This is a genomic window from Alteromonas sp. H02 (genome assembly GCF_059682525.1).
In genome coordinates, this window is the sequence record NZ_CM185021.1 from 3994080 (window position 1) to 4017857 (window position 23778).

16 protein-coding genes and 2 pseudogenes are annotated in these 23778 nt (G+C 49.4%); 7 read left to right on the forward strand and 11 right to left on the reverse strand.

Annotation, left to right across the window (positions count from 1 at the left end; genetic code table 11):
* Positions 1 to 329 precede the first annotated feature (329 nt).
* The 6 genes and pseudogenes from AC566Q_RS18565 to AC566Q_RS18590 all read right to left on the reverse strand — a co-directional run.
* Positions 330 to 2039 (reverse strand): sigma-54-dependent Fis family transcriptional regulator, encoded by a 1710-nt coding sequence (locus AC566Q_RS18565; protein ID WP_105936027.1) that lies wholly within the window; start codon positions 2037 to 2039, stop codon positions 330 to 332.
* A gap of 132 nt (positions 2040 to 2171) precedes the next feature.
* Entirely contained in the window at positions 2172 to 2891 is a 720-nt protein-coding gene (locus AC566Q_RS18570; RefSeq protein ID WP_499617550.1) for an MMPL family transporter, read from the reverse strand.
* Between the two features lie 477 nt (positions 2892 to 3368).
* Positions 3369 to 4565, reverse strand: a pseudogene (locus tag AC566Q_RS18575) (efflux RND transporter permease subunit); the annotation flags it as partial.
* The gene (locus AC566Q_RS18580; protein ID WP_296049446.1) at positions 4565 to 5695 is read right to left on the reverse strand and encodes a WD40/YVTN/BNR-like repeat-containing protein; all 1131 of its coding nucleotides are present in this window, start codon (positions 5693 to 5695) and stop codon (positions 4565 to 4567) included. The gene AC566Q_RS18580 and the pseudogene AC566Q_RS18575, both read right to left, overlap by 1 nt.
* A gap of 67 nt (positions 5696 to 5762) precedes the next feature.
* Positions 5763 to 7109, reverse strand: a complete 1347-nt coding sequence (locus AC566Q_RS18585; RefSeq protein ID WP_499609278.1) for a DUF1329 domain-containing protein — start codon at positions 7107 to 7109, stop codon at positions 5763 to 5765.
* A gap of 23 nt (positions 7110 to 7132) precedes the next feature.
* Positions 7133 to 8725: pseudogene (locus AC566Q_RS18590) on the reverse strand (DUF1302 domain-containing protein); the annotation flags it as partial.
* Positions 8726 to 9038: 313 nt separating this feature from the next.
* Here AC566Q_RS18590 and AC566Q_RS18595 point away from each other — a divergent pair.
* A complete protein-coding gene (locus tag AC566Q_RS18595) occupies positions 9039 to 9965 on the forward strand; it encodes a LysR family transcriptional regulator (protein WP_499609282.1) in 927 nt (308 codons plus the stop codon).
* Positions 9966 to 10224: 259 nt separating this feature from the next.
* The gene (locus tag AC566Q_RS18600; RefSeq protein WP_499609285.1) at positions 10225 to 12552 is read left to right on the forward strand and encodes an acyl-CoA dehydrogenase; all 2328 of its coding nucleotides are present in this window, start codon (positions 10225 to 10227) and stop codon (positions 12550 to 12552) included.
* Between the two features lie 52 nt (positions 12553 to 12604).
* On the opposite strand, the gene AC566Q_RS18605 is transcribed toward AC566Q_RS18600, so the two are convergent.
* Positions 12605 to 13531, reverse strand: a complete 927-nt coding sequence (locus AC566Q_RS18605; RefSeq protein WP_499609287.1) for a putative bifunctional diguanylate cyclase/phosphodiesterase — start codon at positions 13529 to 13531, stop codon at positions 12605 to 12607.
* 101 nt (positions 13532 to 13632) lie between these two features.
* Positions 13633 to 14409 (reverse strand): hypothetical protein, encoded by a 777-nt coding sequence (locus AC566Q_RS18610; protein ID WP_499609290.1) that lies wholly within the window; start codon positions 14407 to 14409, stop codon positions 13633 to 13635.
* A 131-nt stretch (positions 14410 to 14540) separates the two neighbouring features.
* On the opposite strand from AC566Q_RS18610, the gene nhaA reads away from it, so the two are divergent.
* Complete coding sequence (gene nhaA, locus AC566Q_RS18615) at positions 14541 to 15782, forward strand: Na+/H+ antiporter NhaA (RefSeq protein ID WP_499609293.1); 1242 nt, start codon at positions 14541 to 14543, stop codon at positions 15780 to 15782.
* A 15-nt stretch (positions 15783 to 15797) separates the two neighbouring features.
* On the opposite strand, the gene AC566Q_RS18620 is transcribed toward nhaA, so the two are convergent.
* Positions 15798 to 16688, reverse strand: a complete 891-nt coding sequence (locus tag AC566Q_RS18620; RefSeq protein WP_499609296.1) for a LysR family transcriptional regulator — start codon at positions 16686 to 16688, stop codon at positions 15798 to 15800.
* 108 nt (positions 16689 to 16796) lie between these two features.
* Here AC566Q_RS18620 and AC566Q_RS18625 point away from each other — a divergent pair, with 108 nt between their 5' ends.
* A complete protein-coding gene (locus tag AC566Q_RS18625) occupies positions 16797 to 17039 on the forward strand; it encodes a DUF2798 domain-containing protein (RefSeq protein WP_499609299.1) in 243 nt (80 codons plus the stop codon).
* Positions 17040 to 17135: 96 nt separating this feature from the next.
* On the opposite strand, the gene AC566Q_RS18630 is transcribed toward AC566Q_RS18625, so the two are convergent.
* A complete protein-coding gene (locus AC566Q_RS18630; protein ID WP_499617552.1) occupies positions 17136 to 19676 on the reverse strand; it encodes a M1 family metallopeptidase in 2541 nt (846 codons plus the stop codon).
* A gap of 445 nt (positions 19677 to 20121) precedes the next feature.
* On the opposite strand from AC566Q_RS18630, the gene AC566Q_RS18635 reads away from it, so the two are divergent.
* Both AC566Q_RS18635 and AC566Q_RS18640 read left to right on the forward strand, forming a co-directional pair.
* On the forward strand, positions 20122 to 20700 hold the full coding sequence (locus AC566Q_RS18635) for a CHRD domain-containing protein (protein WP_296049435.1): 579 nt from the start codon (positions 20122 to 20124) through the stop codon (positions 20698 to 20700).
* A 2-nt stretch (positions 20701 to 20702) separates the two neighbouring features.
* Complete coding sequence (locus AC566Q_RS18640; protein ID WP_367269675.1) at positions 20703 to 22211, forward strand: CHRD domain-containing protein; 1509 nt, start codon at positions 20703 to 20705, stop codon at positions 22209 to 22211.
* A 66-nt stretch (positions 22212 to 22277) separates the two neighbouring features.
* Here the strand turns inward: AC566Q_RS18640 and AC566Q_RS18645 are convergent, their stop codons facing one another.
* Positions 22278 to 22781: an alpha/beta hydrolase gene (locus AC566Q_RS18645; protein WP_296049433.1), complete on the reverse strand. Its 504-nt coding sequence runs from the start codon at positions 22779 to 22781 to the stop codon at positions 22278 to 22280.
* A gap of 170 nt (positions 22782 to 22951) precedes the next feature.
* On the opposite strand from AC566Q_RS18645, the gene AC566Q_RS18650 reads away from it, so the two are divergent.
* On the forward strand, positions 22952 to 23713 hold the full coding sequence (locus tag AC566Q_RS18650) for an IS5 family transposase (protein WP_499609303.1): 762 nt from the start codon (positions 22952 to 22954) through the stop codon (positions 23711 to 23713).
* Positions 23714 to 23778: the final 65 nt, after the last annotated feature.

Below are 23778 nucleotides of genomic sequence, written 5' to 3' on the forward strand. Positions count from 1 at the left end.
TTGGCATGTCTCAGTATGAGGAATGCTACGGATAGCGAGACTGAAATGAATCACGGAGAGGTTTGTTGCTATATTCCCAACTATGTCGTCGGCGACTCCAACAAAACGGTATAAACAATTTCCTTTGTTAACCGCTAGCAATACAGGCAAAAACCTATCTTAAATGATCACTACCTACTGAAGCAGGTGGTTAGGATTAAAAATAAAATGAGTGAATAAAAACCGTTGCCGGCAGTTAACCATTTAATTAAATCAGGAAGGGAACACCGAAACGAGCTGATCAAATGATCAAACCCGCCCGGTGGGGTTGGGACTGTTTTAATCTGGCTTCAGCGCGGTTTTTCGTTGACCCGGTAAGCCAACTGCCGGCGGGTAACGCCAAGATATTGCGCCGCATGAGTCAGGTTACCTTTCGCTTTTCTTACGGCGGCCTCGAACAGTTGCTGTTCGTGGCTGGCTAAATCAAACTCGCCTTGCTCAAGCAGCTTATCGTAAAACTGGGTATCCATTTCCGGTATTGCACTGAGCGGCTTAACCAGCCCTTGCTCATCAACTTCACTAATACGTTCCTGGGTATCCTCTAAATCCGGCGGGCTGACAAACAAATGCTCCAACTCAATTAAGCCGCCATCCGTTGCCAGCAGTACACCGCGTTCAATCACGTTTTCCAGCTCGCGCACATTGCCCGGCCATTCATAGCGTGTCAGCACCTGCATTGACTGGCCTGACAATCCTGTCAGGCGCTTTTGGTAGCTGGCAGAAAAGCGCTCTATCATGGCGTTGCAAAGGATAAGAATGTCTCCCCGTCGTTCTCTTAAAGGCGGAATGTTGACCGGGTAGGTGGCAATACGGTAATACAGATCGGCCCGGAACTGACTGTCTTTAATGGCTTGTTGAAGGTCAACATTGGTCGCGGCAACCAAACGCACATTCACCCTACGCACCTCATCATCGCCGAGTCGTTCTACTTCACCGGTTTGTAATACCCGCAGGAGTTTAACCTGCGCCGATAAAGGCAAATCACCTAACTCATCCAAAAACAAGGTACCGCCATCGGCGCGCTCAAAGCGCCCTGGGCGGGATTCCTGAGCGCCAGTATAGGCCCCTTTTTTCACCCCAAAGAGTTCCGCTTCAATCAATTCATGGGGAATTGCCCCGCAGTTGACGGCAATAAAAGGCTTTTCGCTGCGACTGCTGTGCTCATGTAACCAACGGGCAAAGACCTCTTTACCCACGCCAGTCTCGCCAAGCAACAGCACGTTAATTGGCGAATCCGCCGCTCGCTTCAGCAAGTTCAGGGCACTGGTAAATTCGGGCGAGGCGCCCACCAGGCCATCGGTATCATATTTTACCTGACGCTTACCACGCAGCTGGCTAAGTTCTTTTTCGATTTCCCGTAATGACGGGCTGAGCGGATCGTCACGAAATAATTCAATATAGTTCTCATCATCCCAGCAGTCTGCGGGTTTGCCTACAATCTTGCAGTGATGATCGCCCTTACACATGCATTCAATTTCTTTAAACACAATAAAACGGCGGAAAAAGCGGCTGGTATAGCCTGACGCATATCCCACTATAGTCCAGCAGGCAGCTTCTTCAGATAAGCCCAGCGACTGCAAATGCGCTTCGGCTTCCCAGGAGTTCTCAACGATGACTTCGCCAAAAAACCGCCCGGTTTCCCAGTCGATTTCAGCTTCGGTGATGTGCGAGCGCACGTGCCCTTCAAAGGCATGCAGCTCAGGCCCAATGCGAAACACATCGTAGTTATTTTTGTTATCTGCCAGCTTGTGGGCCAGGTCGGCATCCTGCTCGCCAGCAACAAAACCAATACGGATGAGCATCCGCTTGGCGGACTCTGCGTCAAGGTAATCAAATAACTTGGTGCGCATTTCCATCAGCGCTTTGGCATGAAATAACAACAAACGGCTTTCGCCCAGCCAGATCTTCCCTGTTTCCTGGTTAAAACGGAGTTTAGAGCGAAGGTCGAAACGATCGACTACTTCTTTTTCTTCCTGCGCTATTTGTTGATCTGCAATCATACTACTGTCCAACAACAGGGGGTATGGGGCCATCTCTGGCCCATCATACCCCTTTAATTCCAAAAGTGTTAACACTTTAATTACAACGTAATTTCAATTAAGCAAAATACTTACCATTACCGCAATTTATGTTTAAGCACTTCTCTGCCTGGCTGCTCCTGGCATTAAAAACCTTGCCAGCGCTGGCAACAGTATCAGTGCCCCTAACATGTTCCAGATAAACATAAAGGCTAGCAGGATCCCCATGTCAGCCTGAAATTTAATCGGTGAGAACACCCAGGTCGCTACGGCAATGCCCAGGGTAATACCGGTCAGAACCACCACTTTGCCGGTAAACAATAGTGCGTCGTAGTAAGCGTCTGAAAGCGACTTACCATCCTGCAAACGGGACTTCATTACAGTGAGAATATACAACGCGTAATCCACACCAATCCCTACACCCAGGGCGATAACCGGCAACGTTGCCACTTTCACGCCGATGTTTAACCACACCATTAAAGCCTGACATAAAATAGAAGTCAGCATCAGTGGCAGAATGGCACACACCACCGCGCGCCAGGAGCGGAAGGTAATAAAGGCAAGAATGATCACGGCACTGTAAACATACAGCAGCATTTGTGTATTAGCCTTTTCCACCACGATATTGGTAGCCGCCTCAATCCCTGAATTACCTGCAGCATTTAAGAACTGGAATTTTTCAGTATTGTATTGTTTGGCAAAGGCTTCCACGGTCTGCACCACTTCATTGAGAGTGTCAGACTTGTGATCCTCCAGATAAGCGAAAATGGTCAGCAGGTCACAGTTCTGATTAAACATCTCTCGTGGTGCCCGGGTAATAATGGCATTGAGCATGCCCTGAGAACGGGGAATGCCGTACCACTTGAGATTACCTTCGTTCATTCCGGCATTAGCCACCTTGGCCAGACCGGCAAGTGAAGACGTAGTCACCACTCCCGAAAGTTGCCGTAATTCCTGCTCCAAAGCATCCACCGCCATCAGCGTATCATAATGGGCACAGGCGTACTGCTCTGTCTTAACCATCACCACATACACGTCCGAACTGGTAGTATAGTTTGCAGTCATAAAGGCATTATCAAGGTTATAGCGAGAGTCCGGACGCAACTCCGGCGCACCCTGATCGGTATCACCGATTTTTACATTGGCGCTGATCATACTGCCACCGACGCCTAGAATTATCGCCCCGATAACAGTTACAGTGGCGTACTTCTTCCGGGTAAACAGATCCAGGAATGCCCACAGCGGATGCTTGCTGTGTGAAACGTCCGCTTCATCCCTTAACTCTGCATGGATGCTGCGTTTTGCGGCAGACTGGGCAACCCCGGTGTAAGACAGTAGCACCGGTAGCAAAATCAGGTTGCTGAAAATGAGTACGGCGACACCGATACTGGCAGTGACAGCCAGGTCCTGGATGACCGGAATATCAATGACCATCAGTACGGCAAAACCAACGGCATCAGAAATAAGCGCAGTAATGCCAGCCAGGAACAGGCGACGGAAGGTATAACGAGCCGCCAGTAACTTATGAATTCCGCGACCGATATCCTGCATAATACCGTTCATCTTTTGCGCGCCATGACTCATGCCAATGGCGAACACCAGAAAAGGTACCAGTATCGAATACGGATCCAGCTCATAGCCAAGAGTCGGTAATAAACCCAATAACCAGACCACGGCAATCAGCGAACAACTCACCACCAGCAACGTACTGCGAATACAACGGGTGTAAATAAACAACACCACGGTGGCAATACCAATAGTGATCGCAAAAAACACCAGTACCTGTTTTAGCCCGTCGATTAAATCGCCCACCACCTTGGCAAAGCCGGTGATATGTATCTCAATACCGTCTTTCTGATATTTCGCTCTGAGCTCTTCAAGCTTTGCCGAGAACGCATGGTAATCCAGTTGGTTGCCTTCGTGATCCATTTCCCGCAAAGGCACCAGAATAATACTGGAAGCATAGTTGCCAGAAACCAGTTGCCCCACCTCACCAGAACGCTCGACATTTAACCGTACCTGATCCAGGGATGCCTGGGAACCGTCATAGTCATCCGGAATAACCGGCCCACCATCGAGTCCTTCTTCGGTTACGCCGGTCCAGCGTACCGAGGGCGTCCACAACGACTTCATAAACGGCCGCTCCACCCCAGGCATCAGGAACAATTCGTCATTTAATTCGCGCAGTGTTTCCAGGTACTGGGCATCAAAAATGCTGCCTTCAGTATTGTGCACGGCTATCCGTAAAGCATTACTGGTATCCGATAGTTGTTTGCGGTTATCCAGAAAGTTAAGAATATACGGATGATTGCTGGGGATCATTTTTTGAAACGCAGCACTTAAGGTAAGTTGCGTTGACTGATAGCCCAAAATCCCGGTCACTACCATGCATAACAAAATAATGATTGGCCTGAAATTAAAAATGGCCCGTTCCAGAACGCGTCCGGAACTGGTATCGAAGTCTTCGAGATGACGAATTAGGGTTTCGCCCTGTGTATGTTTAGTCATTATCGCGCTCCCCTACTCACCAGATTGTCGTCACTAACCGGATGCGAACCGCGCGCGGTTGCAACGGCATAGCCGCTTTGCGATTGAATAATATCGGTGATACCACCAAAGGGTGCCTGGCCCATCAGGCTGAAATTTTTTGCCGAGTCGGCACTGATAAACAGTTGTCCGCTTTGGTCCGCCAGCATAATCTGACCGTCAGAGCCAACCAAACCACTGGTCAGCGTGACTTCGGACCCCAGTTTCACCCGTTTCCAGCGACCTTTACCTTTACTCTGACGCCATACGTTACCGCGCAGGCCATACAACAGGCGGGTGCCGTCATCAAGCAGCAGACCATCAAAAAAGCTGCCGTAGTAAGGCGTGTCGAGCTTCGTGAAAGTGTCGCCATCATCTGCAGAGGTAAATACCGCCGCCTGTTCACCTAAGATAATCAGTTCGTCATTGGAGCGAACCACCTTGTACAGGTGTTTGCCGGCAGGGTTTGGTAGCCGGGCAATTATCGAATACCAATTATCACCACCGTCATTGGTGGCATAAGCCAGGCCATAAGCACCGATTGCCCAGCCATCAAACTGATTAGCAAAGAAGATATCCAGAATAGGCTTATCCGCTCCTTCCTTAATCAGATACCCTGCATTACGTTTAGCGCGCTCGCCGCGTTCATCACCGGCTGCTACCAGCGATTCGGCTTCAGCCATGGCAAGTTGTGCGGCCTGATAACCATCCAGTTGCACCTGCCAGGTGTTACCACCATCAGTCGTCACCAAAATGACGCCGCTATGACCGGCTGCCCAGCCGTTTAACGGGTCGCTGAAGGTTACCGCAGTAAGGGTAACTGACACCGGCACTGATTTCGCCTGAGTCCAGCTATTTCCCTCATCTTCGGATAGCAGGATAACGCCGCGTTCGCCTACAGACACCAGTTTGCTACCAGCCCTTGCGAGGCCTAGTTGCAGTGTATTTACACTGGTTTTATTTTGTTTGGCGGGGGCATCCAGCACATCCACAAGTGTAGATTCGGCTTCGTTCTCAGCTGAGGCGTGAAGCGGTGCGCACAGCAGTAGAAAAGTGAAGAAGATTGAGGGCAATGCAAAGCCGAACAAGCCATCTACGTTCATTCGTTTCATGATAACTATCTCTGTTACATCACAGGAATGGCCCGCTGACGCGGGCCTGTGCTTTAAAGCAAGGTGGTTAGCGTACGGCGTCAGCCGCTACAGCATCACCGGTAAAGAACGTCTCTGGCTTAGTATCCACCACAAAGAAGCGCTCACCATTGAGAGACTGAATCACACTCATGGTTTTTGCCTGCAGGTTGAAAACCGTGGCCGTTTTGACCAGTACTGCGGGAACAGACGGCAGTACAAACGGTGTAACCTGCGTGGTTCTCCACAGGTTGCCTTCAGCATCATAGCCGTCCATCAGCAGGATCACCCAAGAGTCTTCATCGATGTAATAGGTACGGGTTGGCACCGCATGACGTTTACCTTCGCCTATCTGCGCTTCCACTTCCCAAACGCGGTGTTTTTCCCAGCGAACGTGTTCAGGGTTTAAATGAAACTCAGCAATAGCCTCATCCGCATCAGACGCAATAAAGCCATTATTGTTGTAAGGCACCAGCATTTCCTTTTTGCCTTTCAGCGTCCAGCTGTAGCGGTCAATGTGACCCAACAAGCCCTGTACTTCGTCGAAGTAGTTAGCACCGGAGGCAACAAAGTCCGGTGTATCATAGGCTACGGTGGGGGCTCGACGCACACGACGCTGACCTAACAGGTACTGCCACGCTTTACGCGGACTGTCGGCATCAATGCTATCGCGGATAACCAGTGACTCACCGGCTTTAAAAGGTGGTTCCATGGTGTTGAAACGAAACATGGAGTATTCCCCGTTCCAGTCATCGGCTTCAGCATCTTCGTAGTAAGGCGGGTACTGGAATGAAATTTCGTTGCGGGTTGCCAGCGTGTGCGAACCATCGGCATTACCCACAATGTTTTTAAAGGTATATTCTATTGAAGGCGCTTCCACACGTAGCAGGAAGTTCCACATTACCTCATTACCGTTTTCCGGCATGGGGAACGGGATGCCACCAATACACCCTTCCAGGCTGTACCCTTGTTCGGCCAGCGTACAATTTTTCACATTGGCCTTAACGGCATCGTATACATGCTCTGGGGCTGCTGCTGTGCGGTGGGTAGGATAGACATCGATATAAAACGTCTCCGGGTATTTTTTCAGCAGTTCGATGGTACCGTCAGTGAGTTGCTCGGCATATTGCTGATAATTGCTGGCATCAACCCGGTACAAAGGCTTCTCGTCTTTAAACAGTTCCAGCGGAATGTCACCGGCATAATCGCCTGCCACTTTTTCAGTCAGTCCGCCAGTCCAGGCCGGAATAGAACCATCGGCATTGCCTGCCATGGTGCCACCCAGTGGGGTAAGTTCTGTGCCGAGCTTACTGACATCGGTGCCTGCCGCAAAGGTGGTTGGAACAACAGCCAGAGTGACGGCTAATGTGATTGCGTTACGAATTTGATTAAACATAATAATTCTCCTGTCCTCGATCGTTAGAAGGTGCGTTGTACTGACAACGAGATGAAGTCACGATCGCCGTGGAAATTCTCATAAGAAAGCGTGGGTACCGGTGCGTCATACTGGATCACCGATCCGGCATCGCCCAGATACTTGTTGTAAGTCATGGAAAAGCGCCACATACGGTTGTAGTCGCCTTTTAAGCCTACACTCACGTTACCGCCGTGCTCTGAAGGAAATAACACGCCATTAACCGATGAACGGCCAGCAATGCCAAATCCAAAGCCAATTGGCACCTGCATATCCAGACCCGGCATTACCTGGAAGTAATCCGGCGTGAAGATAAACTGAATGGCACTGGCGTCTTTGGTAGCCAGCGGATCGAGTTGATCGGCATTGTCTGAAATATTCAACCGGCGATTAAACGCAAACTCACCAATAAAAGTGGCCGCATCCCACAGGCTGTTTTCATTTAAAATGGTGATCATTGAAGCGTTAAAGTGGAACGTATCACCACGAGGGAAAGCCGAGTTATCGCCGCCATCAGATACCATATCACCCGGCAGAATAACCGTATTACCGGTGGCCACCAGTGACATATCCTGACGTACTGACATTTCCGCCGCCACGTTGGTTTCGCCGACCAGGGTACTCACACTCAGGCCATACACTTTGATGTCTTCGGCGAACACCTGGGCGTAATCGCCAATACCGCCCTCCTGCACGTTAATCCCCGGACGCACGTAAAACTGCGGCATTTTGTCGTGGAACTGGGCGGCGTAGAAACCCACTTCGTAATCGTTAATTTTATAACGGGCCTGGAAACCAAACTGACCTGAGTCGTCGGCAACAATGTCTTCACTGCGATGGACAATCTGGCCAGGGTCAAGGATGATCGTTTCACCACCTTTATCAACAAAATCGGTAAATGAAAAATAGCTGCCCGCTGCAGGTAATCGCGACTTGCGCCATTCAAACTGATAGTACGCAGCAAGGGTCAACTTAGCGTTAACCTGCAACTGGGCAGCAAACTGACCGGTAGGACGCGCGACTTCTTTAAATTCAGACTGCGGTACAGACAATGCACGTGCCAGGTCGAGACTGGTCATGGCACCGGCCACTGCGTTAGAACCAAAGAACAGGCTCTCACCGTAAAGCTGAGCAAAACGGCCGGCTTTAAGGTTAATCGACTTTTTGCCGACGTTAAATCCACCGTACACAAAAGCATCCAGGATTTCGCCATACTGACCATGCAAATCCTGAGTGTCTTCGGCAAACTCACCAGCCGGGACCGATTGCGTGTTAACCAGCGCGCCGTCCAGATAACCCGGGTTATCATTACTTTCGTGATAAACCGAGTCATACCAGGTGGCAGCACTGATACGCATACCGTAACGGCGCTTGTAGCGCAGATCGAACTCTGAAAACAAATCCAGGCGACTGGAGACCAACCCTTTATCGAAGTTGAGATCACCATCGTTGGTGTTATCCTGTGGCCCCAAAGAGCCATTTGCCACGTCGTTTTCAGCAGGTGCTACGCGGAACATCGCACTGTACTTAACGGTATTATCCCAACGAACACGCAGGTCGCGATTGCCCGTATCGATGGTTGCAGCCTGGGATTGCGCTGAGGCTAAAAGGCCAGGGCAACGGCTTCGGCGAGTGCGTTGCGAGGCAACTTATTGTTGTTTTGTTTCACCCACACTTCATTCATAGCGTTCCTCCTCGAATGTTTCACTATGCCGAGTTGCGCGACCCGCATACCTCACCTCACAGCCTGGTGTAACAGCGAACCTCTGTCGCACCAAATAGGTTGGATATTGATAAATCACGCATTATGAACGAAATGTATATTTGCTGTTAATTACCTTCCAGTACTATTGACGACCCCAATTGATACCTTTAAGGTATTATTGAGTTTACTCACCCGGAATGTCTGCCATGGATATTCGTCAAATCCGTTACTTTGTTGCCGTTGCTGAAGAGCGTAATATTGGTCGCGCTGCGAAACGATTATTTATCTCTCAGCCACCGCTTACCAGGCAGATCCAACAGCTCGAGGATGAACTCCAGGTAAAGCTGTTTGAGCGCACTGCTAAAGGCGTAGAGCTGACTTCAGCCGGGCTATTATTCCTCAATGAATCACGCAATATCTTAAGTCTTATTGAACAGGCGAAAGAGCGCACCAAACGTGCAGGCAAAGGGCAATTGGGGCGTCTCGATGTAGCCATTTTTGGCTCCGGGATCCTCAACACTATCCCGGATATTCTCAAGCGTTTTAAAACCGCCTACCCAGGCGTAAATATTGTTTTGCATCAAATGAGTAAGGCGGAGCAAATCGAAGCGCTGCGGCAAAAACGCATTTCGGTGGGCTTTAATCGCCTGCTTGCGCCCCTGCCGGATATCGATTCCACCATGATTTTGCAGGATAAGCTGATGGTGGCCGTGCGCGATGATCACCCGCTGGCCACTAAACCCCTCATCAACCTTAAAGAGCTGGATAATGAGCCCATTGTGGTATTCCCCAAAGGTGCACGGCCCAACTTTGTCGACCTGGTTTCAAGGGTCTTTCAGGAGGCCGGTGTGACCATGAATATCACCCAAACGGTTGTTGACGCCGTCACCAGTATCGCGTTGGTCTCCAGAGGGTTTGGCTTTTGTTTAATCCCTAGCTCGGCCAGTGTCTTACAATTGCCCGGGGTTAAATACATTCCCCTTGGCGGTTTACCGGATAACGCCACCGTAGATCTAAGTTGTATTTACCTCAAAGACGATCACTCACCGCTACTCAGCGCTTTTCTGGCAGTCGTTCACGAATACAAAAGTCAGTTGAACCATCACACGTCATTCTCTGCCGCCAGAGAATGACACTCAGCTCATCGGATGAGCTGTAAAAGTCCTTACGCCTTCCTGTTGCCAGCCACCGGTTTAAGTCATTTTATATTATGTATTAGTAAGTTGTGGCGTAGTTGAGACAATCTGACCCCGTTGCGTTTTTGTGTGATCCGACAAATTTGTTGATTGACGACAATTAAAACAAGTGTTTAAATTTGCAAAATTCAAACGCCCGTTTAATTCATGTGTTTAAATCGGGATTTGCCTCATAAATAAACTCAGGGGATACATTATGCTCTTTTGGATTATGGTCGCGGCACTGATTTTCGTCCTGTTTCAGGTTAAATCATTGCGTCAACAGTGGGTCACCGGCCCCGCATTTAAACTTTTCAAGAAGGTATTACCACCGCTAAGTCAAACCGAACGCGAAGCCATGGAAGCCGGCTCGGTATGGGTAGAAGGCGATTTATTTTCCGGTAAGCCCGACTGGGAGCGCCTGTACTCCATGTCATTGCCCCAGTTAACCGACGAAGAAAAGTCGTTTTTAGATAACGAAGTCAATGAACTGATGGGGATGATTGACGACTTCGACGTGATCCACAAAGACAAAGACTTCAGCGAGGATGCCTGGCGCTATATGCGGGAAAAAGGCTTTTTCGCTATGATCATACCTAAAGAGTATGGCGGTAAGGCCTTCTCTGCGCTGGCTAATTCGACCATCGTATCGAAAATTGCCAGCCGCTCGGTAAGTGCCGGCGTTACCGTTATGGTGCCTAACTCTCTGGGCCCCGGTGAATTGCTAAGCCACTATGGCACGCAGCAACAAAAAGATTACTGGTTGCCGCGCCTGGCCGACGGTACGGATCTTCCCTGCTTTGCATTAACCGGGCCCGAAGCCGGCTCTGATGCGGGCGGCATTCCAGATACAGGCGTAGTCACTATGGGCGAGTACGACGGTAAAGAAACCCTCGGGATCCGCCTTAATTGGGATAAGCGCTATATTACCCTTGCCCCGGTCGCCACCGTATTAGGCCTGGCGTTTAAACTCGACGATCCGGATAAACTGTTGGGTGAAAAGGAAAGCATTGGCATTACCTGTGCACTTATTCCCACCAGCCATCCGGGTGTAGAAGTGGGCAACCGTCATTTACCGCTTGAACAGGCGTTTATGAATGGAACAACCCGCGGTAAGGATGTATTTATTCCTATCGACTGGATAATTGGCGGCGCAGATTATGCTGGCAAGGGCTGGCGCATGCTGATGGAATGTCTGTCGGCGGGTCGTGGTATTTCACTGCCAGCTTTATCTACCGGTAACGCCCAGCTAAGTGCGCAAACCACCGCAATTTATGCCAGCATTCGCCAGCAATTTGGCTGTTCACTGTATGAGTTTGAAGGTGTGCAGGAAGGGTTGGCACAACTGGCTGCCAATGCTTATCAAGCCGAAGCGGTGCGTCATTTAACCGCTGGTGCTATTGATCTTGGCCAAAAGCCAGCCGTGGTTACCGCTATCGCCAAATACCATATGACAGAAGCAGCTCGTCAGAGTATTAACATCGCCATGGACATTAGTGGTGGTAAAGGTATTCAGATGGGTCCGAATAACTACCTGGCTTCTTTATACATGGCCATGCCGGTTTCTATCACGGTCGAAGGGGCTAATATCCTGACCCGAAACCTGATGATATTTGGCCAGGGTGCGACTCGCTGTCATCCCTATGTATTTGACGAAATGGTGGCAGCCGCCGAGCCGGACTTTAAGACCGGTCTGGCACAGTTTGAACCGTTACTGTTCAAACACATTAAGTTTGCGCTGGGTAATGCCTTTGCAGCGCTTGGTCACGGTTTAACGGGCGCCCGTTTCGCCTCTGCCCCCAAAGACGATGCCAATAAGCGCCACACGCAGCAAATTCAACGTATGAGTAAGGCACTGGCTATTTGCTCTGACATTGCCATGCTGATGCTTGGTGGTGAGCTCAAACGACGTGAAATGCTCTCTGCCCGCTTAGGCGATGTGTTAAGTGAACTGTATCTTTCTTCAGCGGTACTCAAACACTTCTACAGTCGTGGCGCTAACCCTAAAGAGCAGCACATTGTTGACTACCTGATTCAAAAGTCTCTGTATAACTGTGAGGTAGCGCTTAAAGGGTATTGCCGCCATATCGCTAATCCGGTAATTGGTGCGCTGATCAAGCGTCTTATCTTCCCGTGGGGCAGTGCCTACAATCCACCTAAAGACACGCTGAAAACTAAATTAGCGCTGAACCTGTGTCAGGATAAATCTCTGCGCGATGCGATTACCCCAATGTGTTATGTAGGTAAAAACGAAGATGATGCCGTTGCCGTGCTCAACCAGGCTATGGATGCCATCGACGCTCTCGCGCCGTTAGCAGCCAAAGTCAAAGCCGCGCAACAGGCTAAGACCCTGCCGCGCAAAGGCAGTATCTTCCAGTTACGCGACAAAGCGCTGGCTGAGCAGGTAATTACCCAGGCCGAGGCCGAACAAATCGCGGCAGCAGACGAGTTGCGTAAACAGGTCGTTAACGTTGACGAATTCGACTTTGATCTTGGCCTTGCCCGGGATAAAGAGGATGACGTGAAAGTGAGCGATGCTGCCTGAAGCACTGGAATATTGATGTACTAGAGTCAAACGGCGCCGGCAGGCGCCGTTTTTAGTTAAACAGATTAACCGCTTCACTGGCCGGTACCGGCCGGGCAAACAAATAGCCCTGCAGGTAATCACAGCCATACTGATGCAGGAGCTCACGCTGAACATCGGTTTCCACGCCCTCAGCAATGACTTTAAGGCCGAGGTTATGTGCCAGCTGACAAATAGTTAACACTATCGCCTGCTGTTTGGGAGCGTCCACCATCTGACTGACGAAAGAGCGGTCAATTTTCACTTTGTCCACCGGAAAAGCACTCAGGTAAGCAAGCGACGAATAACCGGTACCAAAATCATCAATCGACAAACTCCCCCCCAGCGCTCGCAGCTCCACCAGCACCGCACTGGCCAACTGGTGATTGTCCATAATGGAGGTTTCGGTGAGCTCAAGCTCAATCAACGAAGCCGGAATATCGTATTCACGCAAGCAACGCGCTATCGACTCAGCAAAACCCGGTTGTAAAAACTGGCGGGCAGAAATATTGATCGCTATTTGTACCTGACGCCCTTCTTCATACCACGCTCTGGCCTGATTAAACGCACTGTCAAGAACCCATTCCCCAAGCACCAGAATTAGGCCACTGCGTTCAGCGATGGGAATGAATTCGCCAGGCGAGATAAATTCGCCGTTATCAATCCAACGCAACAGACATTCGCAACTTTGCACCTTGCCATCGCTTAGCTGTTGCTTGGGTTGATAGTAAAGGGTCAGTTCATTATGCTTTAACGCCTGCTCAAGGCGGCGGGTAATGGTGAGCCTGCGCTGATGGTAAGCACCGTCATCGGCATTAAAGTAGTGCACTCCCTGATTATTTTTCAGTGCGATTTCCACTGCGATATTGGTATGTAGCAGCAGCGTGTTGTAGTCCACACTGTGCACCGGATAGTCACTGACACCAAAAGTTACATGGAAGCGCATTGGCGGTTTTTTCAAGATAACTGCGATTACCTATGCCGGTGACCGGATGATGATACGCCTGATGCTTCAAAGCCTGCTCAGCACGGTGACGCTAAGTAATATCCCGCACATGCAAATCAAAGGTTTGATGTTCTGCTATCCAGTGACTCTGAATGGCATAAAAACGCTGCCGGGTTGGCATATAAAAGTTTGCCTTTCGCATCAATTCTGATCACCGGGTTAGGGTTTCTTTTCGGAAACAGTGCCAACGTCTCGTTTTCGGTACTAAGGCTGATATACCGGGCTGCGTAGCGGCCCGGATACAAGCTTATAGCCGCAATACCTAACGAAAGTAACGCCACCACCCATACGATAATTTCCAGTAGCTGAATGATAGACAGATAGCCATTGTTTACCGACCGGTTGGTGGCCTTTTCTATTTCTTTTAGTAAGGGGAGCACCGCCCGGCGATGCTGACTAATTTGCTCAAGCTGAGAACGCGACAAATTCCATTGGGTTTGCGGTGACAGCAGGTTTGTATGCAGAGCTGCCGCCACCTCTGAAGCCGCCTTCAGATGGGTAGAGACGTCAGTTATAGTTACGGTAAAGCGGCCGGCGCCGTCCATTTCATTGAGGGTACTATTAAGCTGGTTAAAGTTTTCTAAGTACCCCTCTTCATACAAAGAAGACTCTTCGGTGGCGTAGTACTCATACAGCAAGCGTTCCTGCTCACTAAGTAACATGCCTATTTGCTGCACCTGGCTAAAAATAGCCAGATCGGTTTCCATGTATTGACGCGCTTTATTATGCACGCTGGCAGCCAGTCCATATACGCCAACGGCCAGCAGTACACCGAGCAACACAATCGCCAGGTAAATCTGTCGTGTTCGCGATACGAGTTTGTTATTGTGCATAGCAGCAGTTCCCTTTCAGTCCTTTGCTTTATAGACCTTTGATTAATGTTTAATCTTTCATCGCCGGTGGAGTAAACTATCCTTAGCAGAGGAGCGTAATAACTAATTGATTTATCAAGGCAGGAGCATGTGTGGAAAAGATAAATGAAATTACCGAAGTAGTAGAAAATTTTCTTAAGCGTGAGTCCTCAGCCGGCATTCTGCTGATGATCGCTACTGCGTTGGCGTTAGTGGTAGCCAATACCCCGCTCAACATCTATTACGACAAGCTGGTTTCCATGCCAGTAATCATTGCCGCCGGTGATTTCAGAATCGATAAACCTTTATTGCTGTGGATTAACGATGGTCTGATGGCCGTGTTTTTCTTCCATGTCGGGCTGGAACTCAAGCGTGAAGTGTGTGAGGGCGAACTGGCCAATCCGAAAAATATTATTCTACCTGCCAGCGGTGCGATAGGAGGCATGATCATTCCGGCGCTGATTTATGTTGGTATCAACTGGGGTAATCCTGCGGCGATATCTGGCTGGGCTATTCCCGCAGCTACCGATATTGCTTTCGCCCTGGGAGTCATGGCCTTGTTGGGCAAACGGGTGCCTGCCAGCCTCAAGGTATTTCTGGTGACTCTCGCGATTATTGATGATATCGGCGCTATCGTGATCATCGCTTTGTTTTACACCGAGAATATTACGGAAGTGGCGTTAATGATTGCCGCAGTATGTTTTCTGATTTTATGGATCATGAACAAACGTAACGTAGTGGACTTACCCGGTTATATTATCGTTGGCATGGTGTTATGGGTGGCGCTGTTAAAATCCGGTGTGCATGCCACGCTGGCAGGTGTGTTACTGGCCGCCTTTATCCCTATGCGGGAAAAACGTAACCCGGATAATTCACCGGTGGTGCGCCTGGAACACGAGCTTAATTCCGCGGTGAGCTTTGCCATTATCCCCATTTTCGCCTTTGCAAACGCGGGGATTAACTTCGGTAATATTTCACCCGAAGGCATTTTTCACCCGGTAACCTGGGGAATATTCCTAGGTCTGGTGGTAGGTAAGCAAGTGGGCGTGTTTGCCTTTTGCTGGCTGATTGTCAAACTCAGGTTAGCGTCTCTGCCGTCTGATCTTAACTTTAAGCATATTTACGGCTGTTCACTGCTGTGTGGCGTTGGCTTTACCATGAGTTTGTTTATTGGCGGGCTGGCATTCCAGGAAACCGGTATCAATCAGATCTTTGACGAACGGGTGGGCATTCTTGCCGGTTCGGCGGTCTCTGCCATGCTCGGCTTTACGGTGCTTTACTTTGTGGACAAACCGGTGCATCTCACCGAAGAGGAATTACCCACGGTAGAGCAAAGCCCGGATCAGGCTAAATAACTATTCCGTGCCGACTTAAAAGTACTGCTGAACGTACTGGTAAACATAATCTCTTAAACATTTTGCCCGTTGACTCAGCAGCTTACCGCCCGGCCAGAGCAAAAAAATATCCCTGACCTCTCCGCCCCACTCCGGCAGTACTCTTATGAGTTCACCGCCGGCCAGTTCATCTTTCACTTCGGTGAGCGGCGCCAGGGCTATGCCTTGGGCATCGCGAACGAAATACTTCACCATTAATGGATCATTTACCTGCGCCCGACATCGAGGATAAAGGGTAAATGTCTGGCCGTTAGTTTCGTTATGCAGTTGCCATTTTGGGCGCATACTCAGGCCAATTAACTCATGCTCCGATAACTCAGCGGGAGTATCCGGCATGCCGTAACGGGCAATATAGTCTTCGCTGGCTACCAGCACGTTTTCAATCTGACCCAGACGACGCTGATACAAAGATGAATCATCCTGTCTGCCGATGCGGATGGCCAGATCCGCCTGGGTTTCTATCATGTCCATGGGATGATTGCTCAGGTGCAGTTCAAGTTCTATTTTAGGGTACTCCCGGGTAAAGGCAGTCCACATCGGCCCTAATATGCCATGGGAAATATTCACCGGCGCAAGCACCTTTAGCTTCCCTTCCAACTTTTGTGATTCGTCACTGAACTGCTGCCGGGCCGCCTCAAAACGCTCAACCAATTGCCCGTAAGCATCAAAATAAGCTTCTCCATCCTGAGTCAGCACGCACTTTCTCGCAGACCGGTGAAGTAGCTTTACACCCAGGGCATGCTCCAGCTTTTGTAATCTGCGCGTCACTGTTGCCGGCGGCAACCCGGCATAGCGCGCGGCGCCGGCCAGATTACCGTGCTTTACCACTTGCACAAAAAGCGCTATATCGTCGAGAGATGATTTCATTTTAGTAATTTAAGATTAATAAATTAAGCATTTATACCATTATTGTAACGCATTACATTTAATAGGTAAGTAATTCTACAAATCCCGATCACTACAGGAACCATTAATATGATCCACCCTCGCTTTGCCCCTGTTGTCTTCGCTCTGTTTATGGCATTTTTTATGTCAGGGATCATGTCGCTGGTCGTCACCACTATCAATATCGGCCTGGTCGATGATCTGCTGTTACGCTGGCTCGTTTCATGGCCGATGACGTTCGCTATTGCCTTCCCTACCATCATGGTTGTCGCCCCCATGGTAAAACGCATTGTTGGCCGTTTGATCATGCAGGAAATGCCGGCAGAAGAATAAAGCCTTTTACCTCAAAAAAGAACACCGCCTGGTGCGGTGATTTGTTAGGCCAAAAAAAGCCTCCATCCGGAGGCTTTTTGGTCACTGGCGGAGCGTTTACAGACCGTTCAGGAACGCATCAAATTTGCTCTGATAGGTTTCTTTCAGGCGCAGGCACTGATTAGACTCATCCATCATTATATCGTAGCTACGTGCCATCCCTTCGTGCTGGTCTTTGATTAGACCGTAGAATTCAATGGCCAGTGCCAGGTTATCGGCATCACAGGTAGTGGCGATAAATTCCGGCATGCGTGATACATGATAATCGGGCATTTTCTCAAGGACTGCCTCGGCATTATCAGACAACCAGGCGTAATAAGGCGTTTGGTCGTCCAGGTTACGTCTCACGCTGCCCAGCATGCTAATGGTATTGGCAGGCGTTACATTGTCGGTAAGTGCCAGATCGAGCAGCTTGTTGATCATTGCCGGATCTTCATAGCCCATGGAGTAAAGCAGCGTGTTTTTCACGTTTGGTAATTTGCTGTCGGCAAATACTTTCATAATGCGATCAAACCAGGCAGGGTCAGCATCCGGCCCCATGGTTGTTACACTCAGAGCGGTTCTGGCAATTCCGTTCGGCATACTGCTGGTATCGGCCAGATACTGCTCAGCCAACGCCTTGCTTTTCTTAATCAGCTCTTCATTGTCACTGTGACGGCCCAGTAAGCTATACAGCTGAGTACGCAGTCTGATAACACTTTCATCATCATCATCCGACTGAGTCAGCGTAAGTTTCTCCAGCAGCGGCATGTATTTTTCGTTGAGCAGCTCGGCAAATTGCGCTTCGTTGTCGTCATTGACCAGATACAAAAAGCCAGCCAGCGTGCCTACTGATGCACGAATAACCACCGGATCTTCATCCGCGGCCATCGCGTTCAGTACTTTCATTACGCTGTCGATGCCTGCTTCACCACCGTTTAACAGTGCCTGCATGTTATACAGTACGTTTTTCTTTTCCCGGTTGTTCAGCACATCCAAATCAGCCAGCAGATTATCCATCTGCGCAGCCGGGATATTCCAGCGGAAATAGCCGGTAGCATTATCGTTAGGGAAAACCCACTCCGCTTCAGCAAGCTGTGGTAAACGGGTAGACTGCTTATCGACAAAAACAATCTCACGGTGGATCTTGCCGTCTTTTTTGTAACTGATGTTCAGCGGTACCGCCCAGGTTTGCTCTTTCACGTCGGCACCAGCCAGATGGAAACGTTTTTGTGCAATAGTACCGTCGCTGTCGATGTCCAGTAGCGGGTAGCCCGGTTGTTCAAGGTAGGCTTTCATCATTTTGCTCAGGTTGAAGTCTGATACTTCATCCAGTGCCGCCCATAAATCATCGGCCTGTGTATTGCCCCAGGCATGCTTTTTCATATAAGCCTGAACGCCTTGCTGGAAGTTTTCTGTGCCAATCAGTGACTCAATCATTTGCAGGATTGATTCACCTTTAGAGTAGTTAAGACCCAGACCGTCCATTACATCAGGCTGGCTGCGAACAACCTTTTTAACCGGCTTAACCGTAGGGCTGGCATCGGCACCAAACGCGCCTTCCTGAATGATGCGATCCTTAAAGTTCAGTTCCGGATAAAGTTCCATCATCACATAGCTGGCCATCCACGAGGCAAAAGCTTCGTTCAGCCATAAGTCATCCCACCAGGCCATAGTTACCAGATTGCCGTACCATTGGTGAGCGAGCTCGTGGGCGACCACTTCTAACGGTGCGGATCGTTCTGCCAGACCCGGCTCGTCTTCGAGCAATAACAGGCTGTCGCGATAAGTGATCAGACCGGCATTTTCCATGGCGCCGTGGGTAAAGTTGGGTACCGCCACAAAATCCAGCTTACGGTACGGGTAATCAATCCCGAAAAAGTTCTCCAGTGATTCAAGAATTTCTGGTGTGTGCTTTACAATAAACTTGGTTTTATCGGCGTAACCTTTAGGCACATATAGCTTGCCAGGCACTGACAGGCCTTCCATTTCAACACTGTCGAACGGACCTACCGTATAAGCGATAAGGTAAGTTGGCATAGGCTTGGTTTTCATAAAGGTAACGGTCTGCATACCGTCTTCTACCGTGCGCTTCTCAACCGGTGTATTTGACGCCACAACCTGTTTTTCCGGCGTAGTGATGGTCATTTGGTAAGGAATTTTAAATGCCGGCTCATCAAAGCTCGGGAATGCCTTACGGGCATGCATGTCTTCAAACTGCGTAAAGATGTAATTACGGCCTTCGAAGCTCGACAGGTACATACCGTCTGAAGAAGTATTTACCTTGCCTTCAAAACTGATTGCCAGCTCATAAGTACCTACCGGTACTGTAGCAGAGCTGTGGCCCCAGTTGATGTTGTAATCGCCTTCGGTAATACGCAGCGGATAAATACGGTTACCCTGGCGAAGTTCAGCGTTAGTCACCTGAATATCCATTTGATAAAAGCCGACTTTGGTTACCGGCTCAGTAATATTAAGCTCAATCACCGTTTCCCCGGTGTAGTCAGGCTGATCGGGGTCGATATTCAGATGAATTTGTTGAAAAGTTGGCTTAACGGCGCCAGGTAGCCGATAGTCCACATCTTCTGCCGAGGCAACATTTGCCACCAGCATGAACATGCAGGAGACCCAGGATAAGAGTCTTTTCATGAACGAGTCCTCACTGTCGTTAGGGATTGGAATTTTTTATTATTTGGAGCTGAAATAACCGGGAAATAGTAACATTTATTGTTACTAAGATTTAGTCGATAAAGTGTAACCAACTGTTGTTCACTGTAAACTGAACCTTATAACTGGTTAGTTCACCGTTTTGCGGAATTTTTAACCACACCGCCTGCACTGCCGAGTGCACTGCCTGTGAAACCACTTTACCAGTACTGTGATGCTCTGTTAATGCCTCCCAGGCCCGCTATCCGCCCTGCCTGTACAGCTGTTATAAGCTTATTAGCGCCAACATCATAAACAAAGCATTATCCATCTAAAATAAAATTTTATTACTTTCTATGATCCTCTAATGTGCACAAAACGTTAAAGGTTTGTAAATTTATCTGTAGCAACGGAGCTCATGATGAAGTACAGAGGGCTCGCAATCATTGCTTGTACCGCACTGCTAACCGCGTGTATGGACGATGACGATAAAACAGAAGAAACACCGCCTCCCCCACCCACCTTCAGTGCCAGCACTACCATTGAAATTGACTTAACCGGTAAACAACAGGTACCGGCGAACATGTCTGCACAAATGGCTTCTGCTACCATTGAGCTTGACGAAACGCTTGGCTTAATGCGCGCTTCGGTGGACGTGAGTATTGTGGAAGGTGTGCAGGCCATTCATATTCACGATGGTGACATCGGGCGTAACGGGGAAGTGGCCTTCGAATTTTCTGAAGGGTCAACGGCCGGTACCTATACCCTGGATGAAACCAGTGTCAGCAGTGAGTTGATCACTGATTTACTGGAAGGTGAATGGTACATCAACGTACATACCGACACTTTTGAAGACGGTGAACTGCGCGGCCAGATTGTGACCGACGATATGGCAGTGGTTACTTTTATGCTCGGCGGTAAGCAGGAAGTTCCTGCGGTGACCACCCTGGCCGATGGGTATGGTTATGCGCGGTATCAACGGCGACCTACGATTTAGATCTGGTAGTTTACACAGAAGACGTCGAGGCAACCGCAGCGCACATCCATACCGGTCGGGTTGGTAATAACTGTGATGTACTGGTGGCCCTTGAGCAGTCGATTGAAGATTCCAGCATGTGGATGACGCCGGAAGAAACCCTGATCAACGAGGAAATATTTGCTGTGCTGGCATCAGGTGGTCACTATGTAAATGTCCACTCCGATGCTTTTCCGAATGGTGAGATTCGCGGCCAGATCCTGACCGATAATTTTGCCCTCGCCACTTTTGCACTAAGTGGTGAACAGGAAGTACCGGTAGTCGATACTGCTGCCACATTTGAGGTGCTGGCATCAGGCGGCCACTACGTTAACGTGCATACTCCGGCTAACGGCAGCGGCGAGTTAAGAGGCCAGATATTAACCAGCAACTTCGCGCTTGCAACATTCGGCCTGAGTGGTGATCAACAGGTGCCAGTGGCGTCAACCAGTGCCATGGGCAATGGCTATGCACTGGTTAACACTTCGACCTACGAACTCGAACTGGTCATCGACACTACCGGCGTAGATAACGCAACCGGCGCCCATATCCATACTGGTGACATTGGTACAAATGGCGATGTATTAGTTGCACTGGAACAATCCACGAGCGATCCGGGCATGTGGATGACACCCGCCGATACTGCCATTAATGCAGACATTCTGGCCGTACTGGCCGGCGGTGGCCATTACGTTAACGTTCACACTCCGGCCTTCCCTGATGGCGAAATTCGTGGTCAGATTGTTACGCCTCAATATGTCATTGCGACCTTTGGGCTGAGCGGTGCTCAGGAAGTTCCGGCGGTTACTACCATGGCCTCAGGAAACGGTTATGCGTTGGTCAATTCGCTCACTTATGACCTGGACTTAGTGGTTCACACCAATGGTGTGGATGATGCCACCGCAGCGCATATTCATACAGGTCGGGTTGGCATGAATGGCGACGTCCTGGTGGCCCTTGAGCAGTCTGCTGATGATGCCGGCATGTGGATGACAGCCGATGACGCCATGCTTACGCCGGCGATCTTCGAGGTGCTGGCTTCCGGCGGTCACTATGTAAATGTCCATACACCTGCTAACCCAAGTGGTGAACTTCGTGGTCAAATCCTTACCGACAACTTTGTGATGGTCGCTTTTGGATTAAGCGGTGACGAGGAAACCCACGCGGTTACCACCACGGCTACAGGCAGCGGTTATGCGCTGGTCAATACCGATGATTTCAGCCTGGAATTGCAGGTGCTTACCAGTGGCGTAGCCGACGCAACCGCAGCGCACATTCATACCGGTGCAACTGGCATTGATGGCCCGGTGCTGTTAGGACTTGAGCAGGACAGTAATGATGTAAATCGCTGGATGGCACCCGCAAACGCGATGCTTGATGCTACTATCTTTGGCGTGCTAGCGGCAGGCGGACATTATGCGGCAGGCGGACATTATGTGAATGTGCACACGCCAGCTTACCCTAATGGTGAGCTACGGGGGCAGATTCAGTAATCTTACCTGCCAGCATATATAACCTCACAGGGGCGCTACAAGCGCCCCTTTTTTATAAACGCTTTATTAGGCTTTAACCCAATCAAGCACACCGGCAAACCAATCCACCTTATGCCGCATGCCAAAGCCATGTCCCCCCTCTTCAAGCAACAACATACGCACGGCCACGTTCTTCTCCCGCAAGGCTGCGTAATACTCCAGAGCATTATCAACTACCACTACACTGTCGTCGTTAGCGTGAACGATGTAGGCTGGCGGCGTTTGCTCAGTCGCCTGTAATTCATTGGAATAAGCTCTCACCAATGCAGCTTCAGGCTGTTCACCCAACAACAGATGACGTGAGCCCTCATGGGTAATGTTTGCCTCCATACTGATCACCGGATAGATCAGGATTTGGAAAGCAGGTCTGAGCATTTTAGCGTCATAACTGCCGATCATCGGCTGCGCAAAATGCGTCGCGCCAGTTGCCGCCAGGTGACCGCCGGCAGAAAAGCCCATCACACCAAACTGGCTCTGGCTAAGCTGCCATTGTTCGCCGTTACTGTCAGAATAACAGATGCCTTTACTCATGATTTACTGACGTGGTTATTCTCGAAAACGAAGCAGGCATGAAGGGCGCTGCTGATATCAACAAACTTCAGGGTGCCCTAAGGCGTGTTGATCTTTCGTGATTGGTTTTTGAGCAGCATGGTAAAGAGTTATAATTTGCTTCGCCAAAAGTAAAAGAACAACTCACTACCATGCCGAGACTAATGCTAACTGATAAGCGGTGGCAAAAGCTACTTCAAGTAATGAAGAGTACAGGCCGCATTTACAATAAACCAGAACATAGAATGACGTTTGAAGGGATACTCTTCCGGCTGAGAACAGGAATTCCTTGGCGTGATTTACCAACAGAATTCGGCGGTTGGAGCGCCGTTTATCGCCGATTCAATTTATGGTCGAAGAAAGGTTTATTGAATATGTTATTCAATGAGTTAGCCAAACTATCTGATTACGACTGGGTCTTTGCTGATGGTTCGATTGTCAAAGCTCATCAGCATAGTGCCGGAGCAGCTACTAAGGATAATGAGTGCATTGGAAAAAGCCGAGGTGGTAACTCCACAAAAATCCATTTAGCCGTGGATAGTGGTGGGCTTCCAATTTATTTTGAACTATCAGAAGGCCAGAGAAATGATATAGCTCGGGCTCAAAGTCTGGTTGACCATTTAAGGGAAGTAAACATTTTCGTAGGTGACAAAGGCTACGATAGTGACGCATTAAGAGAACATATTGAAGCCAAAGGAGGTATCTCCGTCATACCGAAACGGAACTATGGCCAAGATATAGACAAAGACAGCGTTGATTGGTGCCTCTATAAATATCGCCACCTAGTTGAAAACGCCTTTGCTCGAATAAAGCATTATCGTTCAATATCAACGAGGTATGAAAAGTTAGCCAGGAATTATGCCAGCATGGTATCACTGGCATTTTCGATGATGTGGCTACCGATGTACTGCTGAGTGAAAAATGTTCAAAGATCAACGATGAAATGGTCTCCTCCTCTCTAACGGCATCGCAATGTGCC